General features: G+C 71.0%; 19 protein-coding genes. 6 read left to right on the top strand and 13 right to left on the bottom strand.

The window, feature by feature from the left end; translation table 11 throughout:
- Window positions 1–28 precede the first annotated feature (28 nt).
- Genes AFR_RS30935 through AFR_RS30945 form a run of 3 tightly spaced genes read left to right on the top strand, consistent with a single transcriptional unit; the run spans window position 29 to window position 3,032 of the window.
- Window positions 29–775, top strand: coding sequence for an ABC transporter ATP-binding protein (locus AFR_RS30935; RefSeq protein ID WP_023560752.1), 747 nt, complete (start codon window positions 29–31; stop codon window positions 773–775).
- Complete coding sequence (locus tag AFR_RS30940) at window positions 772–2,295, top strand: DUF1349 domain-containing protein (protein WP_023560753.1); 1,524 nt, start codon at window positions 772–774, stop codon at window positions 2,293–2,295. Before AFR_RS30935 ends, AFR_RS30940 begins: the two co-directional genes overlap by 4 nt.
- A complete protein-coding gene (locus AFR_RS30945; protein ID WP_041841269.1) occupies window positions 2,292–3,032 on the top strand; it encodes an ABC transporter permease in 741 nt (246 codons plus the stop codon). Before AFR_RS30940 ends, AFR_RS30945 begins: the two co-directional genes overlap by 4 nt.
- Here the strand turns inward: AFR_RS30945 and AFR_RS30950 are convergent.
- The 3 genes from AFR_RS30950 to AFR_RS30960 form a co-directional block, all read right to left on the bottom strand.
- Entirely contained in the window at window positions 3,018–3,815 is a 798-nt protein-coding gene (locus AFR_RS30950; protein WP_023560755.1) for an SDR family oxidoreductase, read from the bottom strand. The two genes, AFR_RS30945 and AFR_RS30950, sit on opposite strands and share 15 nt — an antisense overlap.
- A complete protein-coding gene (gene aspS, locus AFR_RS30955) occupies window positions 3,815–5,617 on the bottom strand; it encodes an aspartate--tRNA ligase (RefSeq protein ID WP_023560756.1) in 1,803 nt (600 codons plus the stop codon). The genes AFR_RS30950 and aspS overlap by 1 nt, the downstream gene beginning before the upstream one ends.
- Before the next feature lie 100 nt (window positions 5,618–5,717).
- A complete protein-coding gene (locus AFR_RS30960; protein ID WP_148308116.1) occupies window positions 5,718–6,446 on the bottom strand; it encodes a hypothetical protein in 729 nt (242 codons plus the stop codon).
- Between the two features lie 210 nt (window positions 6,447–6,656).
- Between AFR_RS30960 and AFR_RS30965 the strand changes: the two genes are divergently transcribed.
- Complete coding sequence (locus AFR_RS30965; protein WP_023560758.1) at window positions 6,657–7,298, top strand: hypothetical protein; 642 nt, start codon at window positions 6,657–6,659, stop codon at window positions 7,296–7,298.
- 7 nt (window positions 7,299–7,305) lie between these two features.
- On the opposite strand, the gene AFR_RS30970 is transcribed toward AFR_RS30965, so the two are convergent.
- Window positions 7,306–7,953 (bottom strand): hypothetical protein, encoded by a 648-nt coding sequence (locus AFR_RS30970; RefSeq protein ID WP_023560759.1) that lies wholly within the window; start codon window positions 7,951–7,953, stop codon window positions 7,306–7,308.
- Between the two features lie 142 nt (window positions 7,954–8,095).
- Between AFR_RS30970 and AFR_RS30975 the strand changes: the two genes are divergently transcribed.
- Window positions 8,096–9,157 (top strand): Lrp/AsnC family transcriptional regulator, encoded by a 1,062-nt coding sequence (locus AFR_RS30975; protein ID WP_023560760.1) that lies wholly within the window; start codon window positions 8,096–8,098, stop codon window positions 9,155–9,157.
- Here the strand turns inward: AFR_RS30975 and AFR_RS30980 are convergent.
- The 5 genes from AFR_RS30980 to AFR_RS31000 all read right to left on the bottom strand — a co-directional run bounded on the left by AFR_RS30980 (window position 9,116) and on the right by AFR_RS31000 (window position 13,536).
- Window positions 9,116–10,645, bottom strand: coding sequence for an MFS transporter (locus tag AFR_RS30980; protein ID WP_023560761.1), 1,530 nt, complete (start codon window positions 10,643–10,645; stop codon window positions 9,116–9,118). The two genes, AFR_RS30975 and AFR_RS30980, sit on opposite strands and share 42 nt — an antisense overlap.
- Before the next feature lie 121 nt (window positions 10,646–10,766).
- Window positions 10,767–11,456: a 2-phosphosulfolactate phosphatase gene (locus AFR_RS30985; RefSeq protein WP_238547157.1), complete on the bottom strand. Its 690-nt coding sequence runs from the start codon at window positions 11,454–11,456 to the stop codon at window positions 10,767–10,769.
- Between the two features lie 205 nt (window positions 11,457–11,661).
- Window positions 11,662–12,645, bottom strand: a complete 984-nt coding sequence (locus tag AFR_RS46350; RefSeq protein ID WP_023560763.1) for a hypothetical protein — start codon at window positions 12,643–12,645, stop codon at window positions 11,662–11,664.
- The gene (locus tag AFR_RS30995) at window positions 12,642–13,004 is read right to left on the bottom strand and encodes a hypothetical protein (RefSeq protein ID WP_023560764.1); all 363 of its coding nucleotides are present in this window, start codon (window positions 13,002–13,004) and stop codon (window positions 12,642–12,644) included. The genes AFR_RS46350 and AFR_RS30995 overlap by 4 nt, the downstream gene beginning before the upstream one ends.
- Before the next feature lie 64 nt (window positions 13,005–13,068).
- Entirely contained in the window at window positions 13,069–13,536 is a 468-nt protein-coding gene (locus AFR_RS31000; protein ID WP_023560765.1) for a hemerythrin domain-containing protein, read from the bottom strand.
- Window positions 13,537–13,666: 130 nt separating this feature from the next.
- On the opposite strand from AFR_RS31000, the gene AFR_RS31005 reads away from it, so the two are divergent.
- Entirely contained in the window at window positions 13,667–14,191 is a 525-nt protein-coding gene (locus AFR_RS31005) for a tetratricopeptide repeat protein (RefSeq protein WP_052359516.1), read from the top strand.
- Window positions 14,192–14,195: 4 nt separating this feature from the next.
- On the opposite strand, the gene AFR_RS31010 is transcribed toward AFR_RS31005, so the two are convergent.
- From AFR_RS31010 to AFR_RS31025, 4 genes are read right to left on the bottom strand one after another with little or no spacing between them, the layout of a single operon-like run.
- Window positions 14,196–15,764 (bottom strand): beta-N-acetylhexosaminidase, encoded by a 1,569-nt coding sequence (locus AFR_RS31010; protein WP_023560767.1) that lies wholly within the window; start codon window positions 15,762–15,764, stop codon window positions 14,196–14,198.
- Window positions 15,761–16,600: a carbohydrate ABC transporter permease gene (locus tag AFR_RS31015; RefSeq protein ID WP_023560768.1), complete on the bottom strand. Its 840-nt coding sequence runs from the start codon at window positions 16,598–16,600 to the stop codon at window positions 15,761–15,763. Before AFR_RS31015 ends, AFR_RS31010 begins: the two co-directional genes overlap by 4 nt.
- Complete coding sequence (locus AFR_RS31020) at window positions 16,597–17,475, bottom strand: carbohydrate ABC transporter permease (protein WP_023560769.1); 879 nt, start codon at window positions 17,473–17,475, stop codon at window positions 16,597–16,599. The genes AFR_RS31015 and AFR_RS31020 overlap by 4 nt, the downstream gene beginning before the upstream one ends.
- The gene (locus AFR_RS31025; protein WP_023560770.1) at window positions 17,472–18,734 is read right to left on the bottom strand and encodes an extracellular solute-binding protein; all 1,263 of its coding nucleotides are present in this window, start codon (window positions 18,732–18,734) and stop codon (window positions 17,472–17,474) included. The genes AFR_RS31020 and AFR_RS31025 overlap by 4 nt, the downstream gene beginning before the upstream one ends.
- Window positions 18,735–18,832: the final 98 nt, after the last annotated feature.

Consider the following 18,832-nt stretch of genomic DNA (forward strand, 5'->3'; position numbering starts at 1 on the left):
CACCGGGACCTGCGTAGACCTTCACCCCATGAACGAGACCAGCATTGTTGTCGACGGCTTGAAGAAACGGTTCGGGCCGGCAGTCGCCCTCGACGGGATGACCTTTACGGTGCCGCCGGGGCAGGTCACCGGGTTCATCGGGCCGAACGGCGCCGGGAAGTCCACCACCATGCGGGTCGTCCTGGGACTGGACCGGGCCGACGCCGGGACCGCGCTCGTCGGCGGGCGGGCGTACCGGGAGCTGCGTGATCCGTTGCGCCGCCTCGGGTCGCTGCTCGATGCGGGCGCGCTGCAGCCGGGCCGCACGGCCCGCAACCATCTGCTCTGGCTGGCGCACTCGCAGGGGCTCGGCGCCGCCCGGGTCGACGAGGTGATCGAGCAGGCGGGGCTGGGTCAGGTCGCCCGGCGGCGGGCCGGCGGCTTCTCGCTCGGGATGAAGCAGCGGCTCGGGATCGCCGCCGCGATGCTCGGTGATCCACCCGCGCTGATGCTCGACGAGCCGTTCAACGGCATGGATCCGGAGGGCATCGTCTGGATGCGCGGCTTCCTGCGGGCGCTGGCCGCCGAGGGCCGCGCGGTGCTGCTCTCCACGCACCTGATGAGCGAGCTGCAGGGCACCGCCGATCACGTGGTCGTGGTCGGCCGCGGCCGGGTCATCGCCGATCAGAGCATGGCCGCGCTGCTGACCGGGCGGACCGGCCTCGAGCAGGCCTACCTCGAGCTCACCCGGGACGCGGTCGAGTTCCGGGCCACCGGAACGGAGACCACACGATGATCAAACTGCTGCACGCGGAGTGGACCAAGCTGCGCACGGTCCGCGGCTGGATGATCGCTCTGGTCGTCGCGGCCGCGGCCGTCGTCGGTCTCGGCCTGCTCGCCGGTGGGCAGGGGTCCTGCGGTCGCAACGGGCCGGGATCCGAGTGTGTGCTGCCCGTCGGGCCTGGCGGTGAGGAGGTCGTGGACCGCTTCGGCCTGGTGCATCGCCCGCTCACCGGGGACGGGACCCTCACGGTACGGGTGAGAGCGCTGACGGGTCTGCTGCCGCCCCGGCCGGACGGGCGGGAAGAGAAGGAGGGCGGATCGCCACGCCAGGCCGGACCCGGTGCCGGCGGCGAACCCGGGCTGGCGCCGTGGGCCAAGGCGGGGCTGATCATCAAGGACGGCACGAGCGCAGGCTCGACCTATGCCGCGGTCATGCTGACGGGTGCCCACGGGGTCCGGATGCAGCACGATTTTGTCCACGACCGGGCCGGTGCGGACCGGGCGGAGTGGCTGAGGCTGACCCGCAGCGGCCCGGCGATCACCGGCGAACAATCGCCCGACGGGACCAGCTGGACCACTGTCGGCACCGTCCGGCTGGACGGCCTGCCCGCGACCGCGGAGGTGGGGCTGTTCGCGACGTCACCGCAGCACACGTGGCTCAGCCGCAACGGTGTCGGCATGACCGATGCGACGGGCGGGCCCAGCTTCGCCACGGGCACCTTCGACAGCATCACCCTGCGCGGCGCGTGGCGGAACGGGCCGTGGACGAGGACCGCAGTCGGCGGCGACGACGGCTCGGCCGGTGACGGCGACCCGGCGACCGGGGAGGTCAGCGTGACCGGGAGCGGGGACATCGCACCCGCCGTCTCGGGCCTCGCGGGCCTGGGCACCACGATCAGCCAGACCCTGACGGGCACCTTCGCGGGCCTGATCGTCGTGGTGGTGCTCGGTGCGATGGTCATGACGGCGGAGTACCGCAGCGGACTCGTCCGCACCAGTTTTGCCGCCATGCCGGGGCGTGGACGGGTCGTCGCCGCCAAGGCCGTCGTGCTCGGCGGGACGACATTTGCCGTCGGTACGGTCGCCGCGGTGATCGTGGTCGTCGCCGGTCAGCGGGTGCTGCGGGCGAACGGCGTCTACCTGCACCCGGTGTCGACCGCCGCCGAGGTCCGGGTCATCGCCGGAACCGGGGCCCTGCTGGCCGGGGCGGCACTGCTGTCCCTGGCGCTGGGCACGGTGCTGCGGCGCAGTCTCACCGCGGTCACCACCGGCATCGTGGTGATCGTCCTGCCGTACCTGCTCGCCCTGACCGTGCTGCCCACGGTCGCGGCGGAGTGGTTGTTGCGGGTGACACCGGCGGCGGCCTTCGCCCTGCAGGGGACGGCACCCCGCTATCCGCAGGTGGAGAACTTCTACCTGCCGGCGAACGGCTATTTCCCGCTGCCGCCGTGGGCGGGTCTCGCGGTCCTGGCCGCCTGGACGGCCCTCGCCCTCACCGCCGCCACGATCGTGCTCCGCCGGAGAGACGCATGAGGCGGGTGGTGAGAAGTGAGTGGACCAAGGTGTGGACAACACCCGGAACGGCCTGGCTGCTGATCACGATGGTGGTGGCGACGGCCGGCGTCAGTGTCCTGGCGGCCGCGGTGACCGGTTGTCCGGACACCGGTTGCACAGTGGACGTTGCCAAGGTGAACCTCACCGGCGTTCAGCTCGGGCAGGCCGTGGTGGCGATCCTGGCCGTACTCGTGGTCGGCGGTGAGTACAGCAGCGGAATGATCCGCACGACGTTCGCCGCTGTCCCCCGGCGGCTGACCGTCCTGGCCGCCAAGGCGCTGATCGTCACCGGCGTGGTGGTGGTCACCGCCGCGATCGCTGTCGCCGCCGCGCTGATCATCAGTGCGCGGCTGCTGCCGCTCAGCCTCGGCAACGGCACGGTTCTGCGGGCGGCCGGCGGCTCGGTGCTCTACCTCGGCCTGATCGGACTGCTCGCGCTCGGCGTCGCCACCGCCGTCCGTGATCCGGCCGCGGCGGTCGGTGCCGTGCTCGGCCTGCTCTACGTCTTCCCGATCTTCGGGCTGGCCACCACCGACCCGGACTTCCAGCGGCACCTGCAGCAGATCGGCCCGATGGCCGCGGGCCTGGCTGTCCAGGCCACGACCGGCCTCGACACCCTGCCGATCAGCCCGTGGCGCGGTCTGGCGGTGCTGGCCGCGTGGGCCGCCGCCGCGCTGCTCGCGGGCGGTCTGCTCGTGCGGTTACGCGACGCTTAGCGCCTCGGCGGCACCACGGATCCGAGTCTCGAGCAGGCCCACAGCCCGGGTGCTGTCCAGCCGGATGTCGGCGGGGCGCGGGCCCATTCCCGACTCGGCGATCGTGCAGGTCGGCACGGTCGCCGGGTCGAGGCCGTGCCGGACCGCGATCAGGCGGCCGAGCTCGGCCCGGGTGAGCACCTCCGGACCGGCGACGTTGATCAGGCCTGCGTAATCGGAGGACGCCAGCTCCACGATGGCCGCGGCCAGGTCGGTCGCGTCGATCGGGCAGCGCACCTCGTCGGTGAAGAGGGCGCCCTGCTTGCGGCCCGTGGTCAGATCCAGGGCCAGGCGGACCTGCGCGCTGCGCTCGTCGCCGATGATCAGTGAGGTGCGGACCAGGACCGCTGCCGGGTCGATCGCGGCGACGGCCGTCTCGGCCGCTGCCTTCGCCGCACCGTACGGGTACACGGGCGTCGGCGCGTCGTCGTCGAGGTACGGGGTGGGGCGACCACCGTGCACCGCGTCGGAGGAGACGTGGACGAGCCGGGCTCCCACCGCCACCGCGGCGAGGGCCACATTGGCCGCGCCGTCCGCGCAGATCGTCCAGCTGCTCGCCCGGTACGCCGTGTTGATCACGTACTGCGGGCGTACCGAGGCGAAGAGATCGAGGACCGCCCGGCGGTCGGTGATGTCCAGGCGGGACCAGCCGCCGGAGCCGGTGGTGGACGTTCCGGCCGCCGACGCGAGCCGCGCCACCTCACCGCCGAGGTGACCGCTCGCGCCGACGACCAGCGCGTTCATCAGTTGGAGGGCTCGACCGGGACTGCGACGCCGTCGGTGCCGGGCGTAGCGGCCGGTGCCTTCGGCTTGGCGTCGATGCCGGCCTCGAGGCGCTGCTGGGTGGTGATCGGGGTCGGCGCGCTGGTCAGCGGGTCGAAGCCGCCGCGGGTCTTCGGGAAGGCGATGACCTCGCGGATCGACTCGTTGCCGGAGAGCAGCATGCAGGTGCGGTCCCAGCCCAGGGCGATGCCGGCGTGCGGCGGCGGGCCGTACTTGAACGCGTCGAGCAGGAAGCCGAACTTGTCCTGCGCCTCCTCCGGGGTGATGCCGAGCAGGTCGAAGACCCGGCTCTGCACGTCACCGCGGTGGATACGGACGCTGCCGCCGCCGATCTCGTTGCCGTTCACGACGATGTCGTACGCGTAGGCCAGCGCCTGGTCGGGCGCGGACTCGAACTTGTCGAGCCATTCGTCGTTCGGGGAGGTGAACGGGTGGTGCACGGCCGTCCAGCCGCCCTCGTCCGTCTTCTCGAACATCGGCGCGTCGACGACCCAGCAGAACGCCCAGGTCGACTCGTCGATCAGGCCGGACCGCTTGGCGATCTCGATGCGGGCCGCGCCGAGCAGCTCCTGCGCCTCACGCCGCTCGGTGGCCGCGGCGAAGAAGATCGCGTCGCCGGGCTTGGCGCCGACCACGTCACCCAGGCCGGCCAGGTGCTCGGCGGAGAGGTTCTTGGCGACCGGGCCGCGTGCCTCACCGGTCTCGGCGTCGAGCACGACGTACGCCAGGCCGCGGGCGCCACGCGCCTTGGCCCAGTCCTGCCAGCCGTCGAGCTCCTTGCGGGTCTGCGAGGCGCCACCGGGCATGACCACCGCACCGACGTAACCGCCGGCGTCGATCGCACCGGCGAAGACACGGAACGCGGTGCCGGTCAGGTAGGTGGTCAGCTCGGTCAGCTCGACGCCGTACCGCAGGTCGGGCTTGTCGGAGCCGTACCTGTTCATGGCGTCGGTCCAGGTGATGCGCGGGATCGGCGTCTGCACCTGGTAGCCGGCGAGCTCACCCCAGAGCTTGACGACGATCTCCTCGCCCAGGGCGATGATGTCGTCCTGGGTGACGAAGGACATCTCGATGTCGAGCTGGGTGAACTCCGGCTGCCGGTCGGCGCGGAAGTCCTCGTCGCGGTAGCAGCGGGCGATCTGGTAGTACCGCTCCATGCCCGCGACCATCAGCAGCTGCTTGAACAGCTGCGGTGACTGCGGCAGGGCGTACCAGGAGCCGGGCTGGAGACGGACGGGGACCAGGAAGTCGCGGGCACCCTCGGGGGTCGACCGGGTCAGGGTCGGCGTCTCGATCTCGTTGAAGTCGTGCGCGTGCAGGACCTCACGGGCGATCTGGTTGGCCCGGCTGCGCAGCTTGAGGGCGTTCGACGGGCCGCTGCGCCGCAGGTCCAGGTAGCGGTACTTGAGGCGCAGGTCGTCGGAGGCCGTGATGGCGTCGTCGACGGGCAGCGGCAGCGGCGCGGCCTCGGAGAGCACGACCAGCTCACTGGCGGTGACCTCGACGGCGCCGGTCGGCAGGTCGGGGTTCTCGTTGCCGTCCGGGCGCTGCGTCACCTCACCGGTGACCTTGACGCAGAACTCGTTGCGCAGCGCGTGGGCGTCCTCCTCGCGGAAGACCACCTGGACGACACCCGAGGCGTCGCGCAGGTCGACGAAGATGACGCCTCCGTGGTCGCGCCGGCGGGCGACCCACCCGGCGAGCGTCACCGTCTGACCGGCGTGGCTCGCGCGCAAGCTGCCGGCGTTATGGGTACGGATCACGGAAACTTCTCCTCACAGGGTTCACGGGGCGCATCCGACATTGTGTCAGCTACGCCCCGCGCCCACGGCGACCGGGCCTCATCGGCTCAGGCGGCCCGCCTCACACCGGCACGTTCCAGGCGGTCACCTCGAGGGTCACCAGGCCGGTCGCGCCGACGCCCGTGACGTTCACCAGGGTCATCTTCTGACTGATGCCGAGGGTCTTCGCCTGCGCGGACGAGGTCCGCACGCAGAGCACCTGGCCCTTGCGCAGCGGCAGCGGCTCGTCCCGCGGGAGCGCACTGAGCTGAATGCGCTCGTTGCAGGCCTTCGGCGTGGTCGACAGGTCCTCGGCGTCGGCCGCGCCGGACACTCCCTGACCGAAGTTCAAGGTCATCGTGCCGCTGCAGGTGCCTTTGACCTCGAGGTCGTTGGTGTACCCGCCGACGTCGAGCTGAGGCTCGTCAAGATCTATCGAACGCGAGCTGCAGCGATTGGCGGGCATCTGCACGCTCAGCTTCCGCTTCTCGTACTGAACGGTGAAGACGGCGGTCGGGCTCAGCGTCGGCGCCTCGCCACCCGACTCCTCCCCGGTAGAGGTCTCGGTGGACGCCTCGGTCGTCGGCGAAGGCGCGGGTGCCGCCGATTCGACCGCGGGCGGCTCGGGGGTCGGCTGACCGGCGGCGGGAGCGGCGACCGTCAGCCGTTCCGAGGCGGCGACGGCGACGTTGGCCCGGTGCACGGCCCAGCCCGCGACGCCGAGCGATCCGACGGCCACCAACACGGCCAGAAAAGCGACGGCCATGGCGAGTTTTCCGGAACGGCGGACAGGCGGCTGCGGTGCGGTCATGACTGGCTCCAGTCGACTCAGCATAAAGGTTGCAATCGATGGCGGAACGGTTGATTCACCTAGTTATTGCGCTTTGACTCACGCAACACTCGATCGGCGCGCAACCGGACGTTATTCCAGTGCCGGGCACAGCGATATCGATGATTAAGGTGAGTGCCGGTGACCGAAAGCACGAGCAGCGGTACACAAAGTAGGCGACGACGCTGGTGGATGCCGTTCGAGCGCGGAAGCTGGTCGGACGCTCTGGCCGCGTTCGCGGCCGTGGCCGCGTTGCTCATCGGCTTTTTCGGCTGGCAGTACAACGACGACGACAAGAAGGACGACAAGAAGCAGGTGGCCGCACCGCCGTCGGCCACCGCACCCGCGGCTCCCGCTGTCGCGACCCCGGCGGTGACGTCAGCAGGACCCGCCCCGCCCGCGGCGGGTGTCACCGGCGATCTGCTCACCGGTGTCGAACGCATCGCGGGGACGGCCGGCGAGCTGCCGGACACCCTCGATCCCGCGTCCTATCCGGACGCTCTGGTCGTGGAGTGCCCCAGCAATCAGACCGGTGACCAGTCCCGGGAGCTGAAGTACAACGTGGACGGTCGCTACCGCACCTTCACCGCCGACGTCAGCGGCTGGGCCGAGGCGAAGAGACCCGACGACGTGCAGCTGCGGATCAGCGCCGGGACCCGCCAGATCGACGACACCGTGATCACCGAGGAGCTGACCGCCTGGACCGGCAGGACCAATACACCCGGTGGCCCCATCACGGCTCGCATCAAGGGCGCCACCGAGCTCTCCCTGGTGGTCGGCTGCCACAAGCCGGGCGGCGTGGTCATCATCAGCAACCCCCGGCTGCAGGGCTGAGGCCTGGTCAACCCGCGGCCGGCCACGAGGTCGCGCGGAGGTAGGCGGTGCCGTCGCCGGTCACCTCGGTGACCTGGACCCGGACCAGCCGTACGCCCGTGGCCCCGGCGGCGGTGGGAGAGGCAGCCCGGGTGAGGACGCAGAGAATCAGCCCTTTGCTCGCCGGTGAGGTGGCGAGGTGGCTGATCGGCCGGCTGCGGACCGCCTCGCCGCAGCCGTCCGCGTATCCGGGTCTGCTGCCCGCCAGCGCGCCCGCTCCCAGCGCCAGCTGCGGCACCGCCTGCCCGCAGGCGCCCTGATAGCGCAGGTCCGCGCCGGCGGACGGCACGTTCACGCGGGGCTCGTCGAGGTCGACGAGGGTGGTCGTGCCGCAGCCGCCCTGGACCCGCAGGGCCTCGTCGGCGTAGGTCGTGACCGGCGCCGACGACACCGGGGGCGCGCGGTGATAGGCCTGTTCGGCACGGCCGAGGGCACGCCAGGCGATCAGGCCCGAGCCGGCGGAGACGAGCAGAGACAGCAGGGCCATCAGCACGGCGAAGACCACACCGCGGCGCGGGGCCGGTTCGGCGGGGCCGCTCGATCCGGCCGATGCCAGGCGTTCGGTGGGCCCTTCCTCGAAAAAGTCGGCCGGGGTGGCGGGAGGGAAGACAGACATGGCTCGGCTCCGCTCGTCCGAGGTGCGCACAAAAATGCCGCAGAACGGCATTGAACGACCTTAAGATCGCGAACCTGTCGCCGCCCATCCCCCGTACCGGGAGGTCACCGGGAAGGATGACCCGGGCCCGTAGGATTCTGACGTGGTCACGCGCAGTACGACGGATTCCGCCACCATCGACCGGCTGGACCGGCAGATCCTCCACGGGCTCCAGATCGCCCCGCGGGTGGCGTTCGCGCGGCTCGGGGCGGTGCTCGGCGTGTCGGAGCAGACTGTCGCCCGGCGATTCCAGCGGATGCGCTCGGCCGGGCTGGTCCGGGTCTTCGGGCTGGCCGAGCCGTCGCGCCTGCCGGGGACGACGTCCTGGTCTCTGCGGATGACCTGCCGGCCAGGCACAGCGACCGCCACGGCCGAGGCTCTGGCCCGGCGCGCCGACACGAGCTGGGTGGCGATCGGCGCCGGCGGTGTCGAGGTGAGCTGCGCGGCCTACATCACCGACGACCGGCACGGCGTCCGTGAGGGTCTGCTGCACCACCTGCCGCGGTCCACCAACGTGCTGTCGCTGACCGCCCACCAGGTCTTGCACCCGTTCGTGGGACGGGGTGAGGCCGACTGGATCGCGGCCGGCGACCAGCTCGGCGACGCCGACCGCGACCGGCTCCTGGAGGGCACCGAGCCGGGCCGGCGCTGGGGCAGCCCGTGGCCCGTCCCGGGCACACCGGTGCCGGACGTCCGGATCGAACCGGGCGACCGGGCACTGCTGGCGGCCCTGGCCCACGACGGCCGGGCCAGTTACGCCGCCCTGGCCACCGCCACCGGCTGGACCCAGCGCAAGGTCGCGCTGCGGCTGACCGCGCTCACCGCCGCTGGTGCGATCCGCTTCGACATCGACGCGGCGGTGACCCTGATCGGTTTCCGGGCCGTGGCGAACCTCTGGTTCACCGTGGCGCCGTCGGACGTGGCGGCGGTCGGCGCACGTCTCGCCGACCACCGCCAGCTGGCCTGGGCCGCGGCTGTCACCGGCTCGGCCAACATCACCGCCACCGCGCTGTGCCGCGACGCCGAATCGCTGTACCGGTACCTCACCACCGAGGTGGCCGCGATCCCGGAGATCCGTACCTGCGAGACGATCCCGCTGCAGGCCCGGATGAAACAGGCCATGTCACTCGTGGACGGCGGCGTACTCCGTGGGCCGGTCGGCTGACACGAGGTCCGGGCGGGGCGCCGGCCGGACCAGGATCAGCACGGCGACACCGCCGAGCAGGCCGATCCCGGCCGCGACGAGGAAACCGGCGTCCAGACCGGCGGCTGCGGCACCGTGCAACGCCTTGTCCACCGTGGACCGCAGACCGTCGGGCAACGCCGCGAGGATCCGGCCGGCCTGTCCCGCCGCGAGCCCGTGAGCCGTCTGCGCCGGGTCCGGTGCGCCCGAGTCGCCGAGGTGGGACTCGGCGCGCGACGCGAAGACCGTGCCCAGCACGGCGATGCCGATCGCAAAACCGAGCTGCCGTGCGGTCGTGATCGCCCCGGCCGCCATGCCACTGCGCGCGGCGGGCACGGAACTCATCGCGGACTCGGCCAGTGTCGGCATGACCAGACCGACACCGGCGCCGATCACCGCGTACCCGGCGATCAGAGCCGGCCAGCTGGAGTCCGCGCCGAGCAGCAGCGCGCAGAGGGCACTGCCCACGCCGATGAGCAGCATGCCGCCGCCGATCAGGATCCGCGGCGAGCGGCCGTGCAGCTTCGCACCGGCGATCCCGGAGACGACGACGGAGACGATCGACATCGGCAGCCCGGTGAGCCCGGCCTCCAGCGGCGACAGACCCACGATCGACTGCAACCAGATCGACGTGTACGTGAAAGCGGCGAACGCGGCGAAGTTCACCAGCAGAGCCGCCACCAGAATGCCGACGAACGAGCGGTTGCGCAGGAGCCCCAGGTCCAGCATCGCGTGCTCGCTACGGCGTTCCACCAGCACGAACGCCGCCAGCGCCACGGCACTGAGCACCAGCAGGCCCCAGGTCTGGAAAGCACCCCACCCGGTCGTGTTGGCACGGATGACCGCCAGCGTGAGAGCGCCCGCGGCAACGGTGAAGGTGATCGTGCCCGCCAGGTCGAACCGCCCCTTCCGGGCGGCGTGATCGGCGGCCAGGACGGTCAGGCACAGGACGACGGCGACGATGCTGACCGGCAGGTTGACCAGGAAGATCCACCGCCAGCTCAGCCACTCGGTGAGCAGCCCGCCGAGGATCGGGCCGATCGCGGCGGCCGCACCCGAGACGCCGCCCCACACGCCGTAGGCCACTCCCCGCGAACGCCCCTGGTAGGCGCCGTTGAGCAGCGCGAACGTCGTGGTGAACATCGCCGCGGCGCCGACACCCTGCACCACCCGGGCGATGATCAGCGCGACGTCGTCGGTCGCCAGCCCGCAAGCGAGCGACGCGAGCGCAAAGACCACCAGACCGCCGATGTAGAGCCGGCGATGGCCGAACAGGTCACCCAGCGCCCCGGCACCGAGCAACAACACCCCCAGTGACAGCGCATAACCGTCAACGACCCACTGCAACGAATTGAACGACGTGTCCAGATCGGTCGCCATCTGCGGCAGCGCGACGTTCACGATGGTGACGTCGATGAGCAGCATGAACGTACCGAGACAGACCGTGATGAGCGGCCACCATTTACGCATCGATTTCTCCTGACTCAGCGTGACGCCCCACTGTCACCCCTCACCACCAAGAGCCACCAGCCACGAGCCACCCAACGTAGGAATCCGCCAACAAGCAGTTTGAACAGCCGAACATCCGTACTCAACCGTCAGAAGCGGCCACGAACCATCCATCACTCAAAACCGGCACGGCACTGGCCGACCCCACCTCGGACGCGCTCGCCACGTCCTCGGGAAAGCCGTGCGCGATCAGCTCCCGCCCACTCGCACAATCACCCAGTGCGGTGGGCACGCTCCCGGCCACACTCTCGTACGCACACACCGCCGCACCCGCCTCAATCGAATGCCCCCGCAGCCCCGCCCCGACCAGAGCAGAGATAAAGGCACCGGCACCCCACAGGTCCTCGACCGCAGGCCTCAACGACCTGTCCGGCCACCGCTCCCCCGCCGCCACCACCGCAACGACGTCGTCCGCACCCACCTGCCGCGCAACCCACCGAGCCGCAGCCTCAGCGTTCCGCAACGACACCCCGACCAGCCGGGCGCCACCTTCAGCCAGCCCCGCAGCCACCGTGGCCCCGTTGGGCGACGGCAAAACCAGCCGCTCGACCCCCGACACCCCCCGCAAAGTCGCCGGCGACAAACTCACCTGCCCCGGCGCCACCACCTCCCGACGCCCCACCGCCAGCACCGCGTCCTGCTCCGCAGCAACCCGCGCAGCCGACCCGTCCCGCCACCGGTACGGCAACACGGAAATCCCCAGATCCACCGCCACACTCAACGTCGTCGTGAACGACAGGACATCAACAACCGCAACAAAAGCTGCCCCCACCGCGACAGCCCCGGCCCCCGTAGGCCCCCACTCGAACCTGATCCGACTGTCCCGCTGCGTCCAAGCCTCATTCATCCGCCCAGTGTGGATCCCCCACCGCACCCACAACGGGCTCGGGGGCGGGGATGACCCACGGAGGGATCAAGCCTGACCGCCCGGAGTGGGTCATCCCCGCCCCCGAGCCCACCGCGCAGAAAGCGGAAACCTAGTCGGAAAGCCGGGCCAGCGAAGCAAGAACAGCAGCGTGCCGCTCAGCAAGAGGATCACCAGAACCAGGCGGCGGCCCCAGAGCCAGAACCCCGTGCCGAACCTGATGCGTCAGCCGATAGAGCAACACCTCGACCGCCACCTCCCGCCACAGAGCAGCCCGGGCAGCGGGCGGCCGATGCCCCAGCTCGGTGATCGTGAACCAGGCCGGGAACAGAGCATGAGCCGCCACAGCCGCATCGATGCGGTCCCGCAGATGATCGGTGAGCTCGTCGATCGCGGTCGCACCACGGTGCGACCGATAGCTCTGCCGGCGGCGGACGTCCTGGGCCAGTTCGGCCTGGGAGGCGTCACGGTCCACCCGGGTCGTGCGTAATTCCTCCGTCCGGGCCCGCAGCAGCGCCCTTTCCCGCCGGTAGACCACGGCGGCCTTGCGGAAGGCACGCCCACCGGCCTTGGCCGTGGCCAGTGTCCGGCTGGCCTCGAGGGCCCGCGTCCGGCTCTCGGCCACGGCGCTCTCCAGTTCGGCGTACGCGGAGACGGTCTGCTCGTGGTCCTGCCGGGTCTTGTCGTCGAGCAGGGAGGAGCGGATGTCCTCGGCCTCGCGCACCTGGGCGACCAGCGGTGCCAGCCCGGCCGGGATCTCGTCGAGGTCGACCGGGACGACACCGTGCTCGAGGCGCAGCCGGCCCTCGATGAGGTGGATCTCGCCGGTCAGCCGGGCGATGGCCTGGCGGGTGCCGCGCATCTCGTCGCCGGTCTGCCGGCGCAGGTCGTCCTGGGCGCCGGCGATGCCACCGAGGCGTTCGTCGGTGGTGTCGATGCGGGCGGCCAGTTGGCAGGAGCGTTGTTCGGCGACCCGGCCCACCCGGTGGATCTCTTCGTAGATCTGGGTCCGCAGGGCGCCGATCTTGCGGCGGACGTCGTTGCGGAGGCTGTCGGCGACCCGGGCGAGGTCGGTTTCCTCGTCGAGACTGCTCATGCCGTCTCCACTGAGTCCGCACCGGCGAGGGTGCGGGTGCTCGCCCACACGGCAACCGCGGCGACCAGCAGACCGAGTGCGGCGATCAGGCCGTACTCGGGGAGCAGGCCGGCGGCGACGAGACCGGCGACCACGACGACCAGGCCGAGGAGCACGAAGGACACCGTCATCCGGCGCCGCCAGGTGCGGGATGCGGCGCGGTCGAGCACCGCGACGAGGTCGTTGGTGGCGTCGAAGACCCGGGCGAGCTGGTCGTCGTAGCGGTCGGGCCCGGGTTCGAGGCGGTTGAGCACCTCGTGCCGGGCGGCCAGCTCGCGCTGGCGTCCGAGTGTCTGGTCGCGCAGTTCCGAAGCACTCACGCGGACCCCCTGCAGTCACGTAGAGATACATCCGAAGCACTGAGTGCTGCCGAAACTGTACGGTCTACCCGGTGAGGCCGGTCAATCCCACGGAAGGGTCGAGGGCGTTGAGGACGGCCACGAGCCGCTTCTCCTCGCCGATGAAGTGGGTCTCCAGGACGGCCGCCACGGCGTTCAGCTGCTCCTGGAGCCGGATCACCCGTTCGGGGTCGTCCTCCTGCTGCAACAACCGGGCCGTCTTGCCGACCCCGCCGAGCAGGTGGGCGATCTGGTTGTGGTCGCGGACCAGCCCGGCGAGGAAGTCGCGCAGCTCCGGGTGGAGTTCGGCGAGCACGGGGAAGACGCCGGTGTCCTCACCGGTGTGATGCCTGGTCACCGCGGCGCAGAAGGCCAGGCAGTGGGTGGCGAGATCACGTTCGGGGATCACACCCTCGCGCAGGTCGGCCAGCATGTCGCGCAGGTCGACGTGGATCTCGAGCAGTTGGGTTCCGTACGCCAGGAAGCGGGCGTACTCGCTGGAATTGCTGTCCACGGTCAGGTCCCATGGTCCGGCGCCTCCGCGCCCTCGGCGGTCTCTTTGCCGGGTGCACTGCGACGCTGGGACCATCCGATCAGGAGCCGTGTCCGGGCGTCAACCCGGGTCCTGTGCAAGGGTGAAAACCATGATCACAGCGGAATGGGAACAGCGGATGGCCGGCGCGTGGGCGTCGTTCGACGAGCACGGTGAGGCCCAGTTCCTGATGCTGGTCGAGCAGATCGTCGCGGAGCTGCCGCCCGATCACCCGGTGGCGCTCTTCGAACGCGCGGGCGCGCTGGACTCCGTGGGAAGGACCGCACTGGCGGTTCCGCTCTACCGGCAGGCTCTCGACGCCGGGCTGTCCGGGAGCCGGCGCCGCCAGGCGGTGATCCAGCTGGCGAGTTCGCTGCGGGCGCTGGGCGAGGCGCAGGAGAGCATCGCGCTGCTCACCGCGGAACTGGTGGCCGGCTCCGACGAGCTCGACGACGCCGTGAAGACCGTGCTGGCCCTGGCCCTGACCGACGTGGGCCGCGAACGCGAGGCGGTGTCGATCGCCGTCGGGGCCCTCGCGGCCCACCTGCCCCGATACCAGCGCTCGATGGCCGAGTACGCCCGCCTGCTGACCGAACCGGACCCGGTCGCCGACCCGGAGGCCGACGTCCGCTCCTAGGAGGTCACGGCCGGCGCAGGTCGGCGGTCATCTCGTGGAGCTCGGCGAGGCGGTCCGCCAGGTCACGGGGATGGCCGGGCGCGTCGGGGCGGGCGTCCCACGGGCGCGGGCCGGACGGCGGACGGTAGTTGACCCCGAGCGCGTCCAGGCGTTCGAGGTGCGGGCCGAGGCGGGTGGTGAAGCCGGCGAAGTCGCGGCGCGGCGGACCCCAGACCGTCTCGGCGAACGCGCACAGGCGCGGGTAGGTCTGGTAGTCGACGCGGCGCGCCGATTCCAGGTGCTCGGTCCAGACGTTCGCCTGCCCGCCGAGGATCCGGGCCGCTTCGGCGTCGGAGAGCCCGGCGGGTACGGGATCGAACGCGTACACGTCGGCCAGGGTGAGCAGCGTGCCGACGGGGGTGGGCTCGCCGGGGCCGGTGGACTGGCGGTAGTCGAGGTAGACCGACGTGTCCGGGCAGGAGACCACGTCGTGGCCGGCACGGGCGGCGAGCACCGCCGGTTCGGCACCACGCCACGCCGCGATGGTGGCACCGGCGGGTGCGCCGCCGGCGAGGATCTCGTCCCATCCGAGGACGCGGCGACCGTGGTTCTTCAGGTGCTCGGCCATCCGCGCGGTGAACCAGGCCTGCAGTTCGTGCGGACCGGCCAGCCCTTCGGCTGCGATGCGTTCGCGGGCGGCCGGGCTGTCCCACTCACCGGCCGGGCACTCGTCGCCGCCGATGCCGATCAGCTCACCGGGGAAGATCTCGCAGACGTGGTCGAGGACCGCGCGACAGAAGTCCAGCGCCGTGTCGGAGACGTTCAGGACGTGCGGGGAGATCCCCCACGACGTCCGCACCCCACCGGCAAAACCGTTGCCCAGCTCCGGGTACGCCGCGATCGCCGCCTGCATGTGGCCGGGCATGTCTATCTCGGGGACGACGGTGACGTGCCGCTCGGCCGCGTACGCGACGATCTCGAGCAGGTCGTCCGCGGTGTAGAACCCGCCGTGCGGCCGGGTGTCGTACCGGTCGTGGATCCGCGAGCCCAGCATGGTGGCCGGCCGCCACGCGCCGACCGTGGTGAGCCGGGGCCGGCCGGGCACCTCGATCCGCCAGCCCTGGTCGTCGGTCAGGTGCAGGTGCAGGACGTTGAGTTTGTGGAACGCCGCCAGGTCGATGAAGCGCAGCACGCCGGCGACGGGCATGAAGTGCCGCGCGACGTCCAGCAGCACACCCCGCCAGCCGAAACGCGGCGCGTCCTCGATGCGGACCGCGGGCACCAGCAGCGGGCTGTCGCCGATGCGGGCGCGGCGCAGGGCCGAGGCCGGCAGGAGCTGCCGCAGCGTCTGCACACCGTAGAAGACCCCGGCCGCCGAACCGCCCCGGATGTCGATCCCCCGCTCGGTCACGTCCAGGAGGTAACCCTCGGCGGGCAGGTCGGGGGCGTGTCGCAGGCTGATGCCACCGGCCGGGAGCAGGCCGCGCAGCCAAGACGCGACACCCTCCAGGCCGGGCTCGGCCACGACGGGCAACGACGGGTGCAGTTCGAAGGCGCCGGCCCGATGGGTGACGGCGGACGGGCGCGGGATCAATCCTTCACCGCCCCGCCGAGACCGGCCACGAGCCGGCGCCGCACCAGCAGGAAGAAGATCAGCACCGGCACGGTCATCAGCGTCGACGCCGCCATGATCGCCCCCCAGTCGTTCTCGTCGGGCTTGAAGAAGACCAGCAGCGCCATCGGCAGTGTCTGCCGGTCGGTCGCGCTGATGATGAAGGTACGGGCGAACAGGAAGTCGTTCCAGGCCGTGATGAACGAGAACACGCTGGTCGCGGCGAGTCCCGGCGCGACGAGCGGGAACAGGATCCGCCACAGGATCGTGAACCGGCCCGCGCCGTCGAGCTGCGCCGCCTCGTCGAGCTCGTCGGGGACCGCCGCGACAAAACCGCGCAGCATCCAGATCGCGAACGGCAGCGTGAAGGCGGTGTGCACCAGCATCAGCGAGCCCAGCGTGTTGAGCCCTATGCCGGGCACCTGCGCGCCGAGGTCGCGTACCAAAAAGAAGAGCGGGATGGTCAGGGCCTCGACGGGAACCATCTGGGCGACCAGGAAGAGCACCAGCACGGTGGTGCGCAGGCGGAAGCGGAAGCGCGTCAGCGCGACCGCGGCCAGGAACGCGCACAGCCCGGAGAGCACGACCACGACCAGCGCCACCAGCACACTGTTGAGGAAGTAACGCCCGAAGTTGTCGACGGTGACCACGCGGCGGAACGCGTCGAGGGTCGGCGCGAGGGTCCAGGGGCGCTGGTCGAGCGACTGGATCTCGCCCGGCGGCTTCACCGCGGCGAGGACCATCCAGTAGATCGGGAAGATCGTCGCGAGGGCGATCAGCACGGCGAAGGCGTCCAGCAGACGGCGTCCGGGCCTCACAGCGGCTCACCCGACCGGCGCAGGGTCCGCAGGTAGAGCAGGGTGACGATCAGCAGGATCACCATCATGACCACACCGATCGCGGCGCCGAGGCCGTACTCACCGGCCGCGAACGCCTGCTGGTACGCCCAGACGTTGAGGGTGAGGTTCTGCCCCGCGAGGCCCCCGCCGCGGGTCATCACGTAGATCTGGGTGAAGACCTTGAAGTCCCAGATGATCGACTGGATCACCACGATGGCCAGCAGCGGGCGCAGGATCGGCACCATGATCCGCCAGAAGGTCCGCCAGGCGCTCGCCCCGTCGATGGCCGCGGCCTCCAGCACCGAGCGCGGGATCGCCTCGATGCCGGCGTACAGCGTGATCATCACGAACGGGAACGAGTGCCACACCACCACCGCGCCGACCAGGGCGAAGGCGCTGTAGCGGTCGTACATCCAGTTGAGTCCGGACAGGCCCAGGGTCTGGTTGACCAGGCCGAGGTCGGTGTCGAAGAGGAACATCCAGACCGTCGAGCCGGACACCGCCGGTACGGCCCAGGCGGCCATCGCGGCCAGTGACAGCAGCAGCCGCGGCCACCGGCTGATGCGGGTGAGCAGCACGGCCAGCCCGGCGCCGACCGCGAGTGTCGCCACCACGCAGGCCGCCGCAAAGAGGACCGTGGCGTTGAGCACCGACCAGAACTGCGTGTCGCCCAGGAGCTGGGCGTAGTTGCCCGTGCCCACGAACCGGGCCGGCTGCCCGCCGCTGACCTGCGCCTGCCGGAAGTCGAGCACCGACAGCAGGCCGAGCTGCCACATCGGGTAGACGAAGAGCGCGCCGAGGACGACCGCCGCGGGTGCCAGCAGCCACAGCGGTGTCCGTCCCGCGGATCTCACCGGGTCAGGGCGGCCGAGATCGCCGTGGCGGCCTCGTCGGTGGCCTGCTCGACGGTCGCCCGGCCGGTGGCCACCTTCTCGATCATCGTGGGCAGTACGGCGGACGCGTCGATCTTGCCCCAGCCCGGGTCGAGCGGCACGAACTTCGTCCCGGCGTCGATCGTGGACAGGAACGGCTTCAGGAACGGGTCCTTCCCGGCCACCTCGTCACGGGCGGACTTCAGGGTCGGGAGATTGCCCATGGCGGCGTACATGCGGGCCTGGTATTTCTTGCCGGCCAGCAGGGTGAGGAAGTCGGCGGCCAGGGCCGGGCGCCTGCTGTTCTTCATGATGCCGAGGTTGTTGCCGCCGGCGAAGGCCGGGGCGATCGAGCCCGGTTGGCTGCCCGGCAGGGGAACCACCGCGTACTTGCCCTTGGCGGCGCCCGCGTCGACGGCGGCACGGTTGAAGTTGCCGATGATGCCCATGCCGGCCTTGCCGCTCGCGAAGAGATCGACGGTCTTGCCACCGGTCAGGTCGGCGCACTGCTGCGGCGGGCAGTTGTCCGCGCGGATCAGGTCGGTGTAGACCTTCAACCCGGTGCGGGACTGCGGTGAGTTGATCGAGGTGATGTCACCACCGGCGTCCCAGACGAACGGCAGCGCGCCGAAGGTGTACTTGCCGCCGACCGCGATGCCGAACATCTCCGGCTTCTTCGCGCGGATGGTGTGCGCGGCGGTGACCAGGTCGGCCTGGGATGCCGGCGCCTTTAGACCGAGCTCGGCAAAAACGTCGGTGCGGTAGTAGAGCGCCCGCACGCCGACGAACCATGGAACGCCCAGCAGGGTGCCCTGATACGTCGCGCTGGCCTTGGCGTCGGCGCCCAGGTCGGCGCCCTCGGCCCAGCCGGACACCGTCGCGCCTAGATCGGCAAGACCGCCCGCGGCCGCGTACTCCGGAAGGTCGGTGTTGCCGTACTCGACGACGTCCGGCGCGCTGGCCGGATCGTTGAAGGCGCCCTTGAAACGCTCGCTGCGCGTCTCGACCGGGATGTACGCGACGTCGACCTTCGTGCCCGGGTGCGCGGCGGTGAACTCGGCGATCGCGGCCTGGACCACACCCTCCTTGGGCGGGCGGTTCGGCTCGTCGAAGAGCCAGACCTTGAGCGTGCCCGTCCGCTCGCCGCCGTCCGAGGGTGCGGACGACGGTGACGAGGTGGACGGGGCGCACGCGGTGATGGTGAGGGCGAGAGCGGCGGTGGCCGCCAGACGCAGACGCATCGGGGCACTCCTGACGTCACTCACGAACCAGGTTCGTAAGTAGTTCGTTGTTGAGTGCCCCTCAGAGTGGGGTGAACGCCCCGGATCGTCAACCCTCG

It is taken from the genome of Amorphoplanes friuliensis DSM 7358, from assembly GCF_000494755.1.
Lineage (GTDB): Bacteria > Actinomycetota > Actinomycetes > Mycobacteriales > Micromonosporaceae > Actinoplanes > Actinoplanes friuliensis.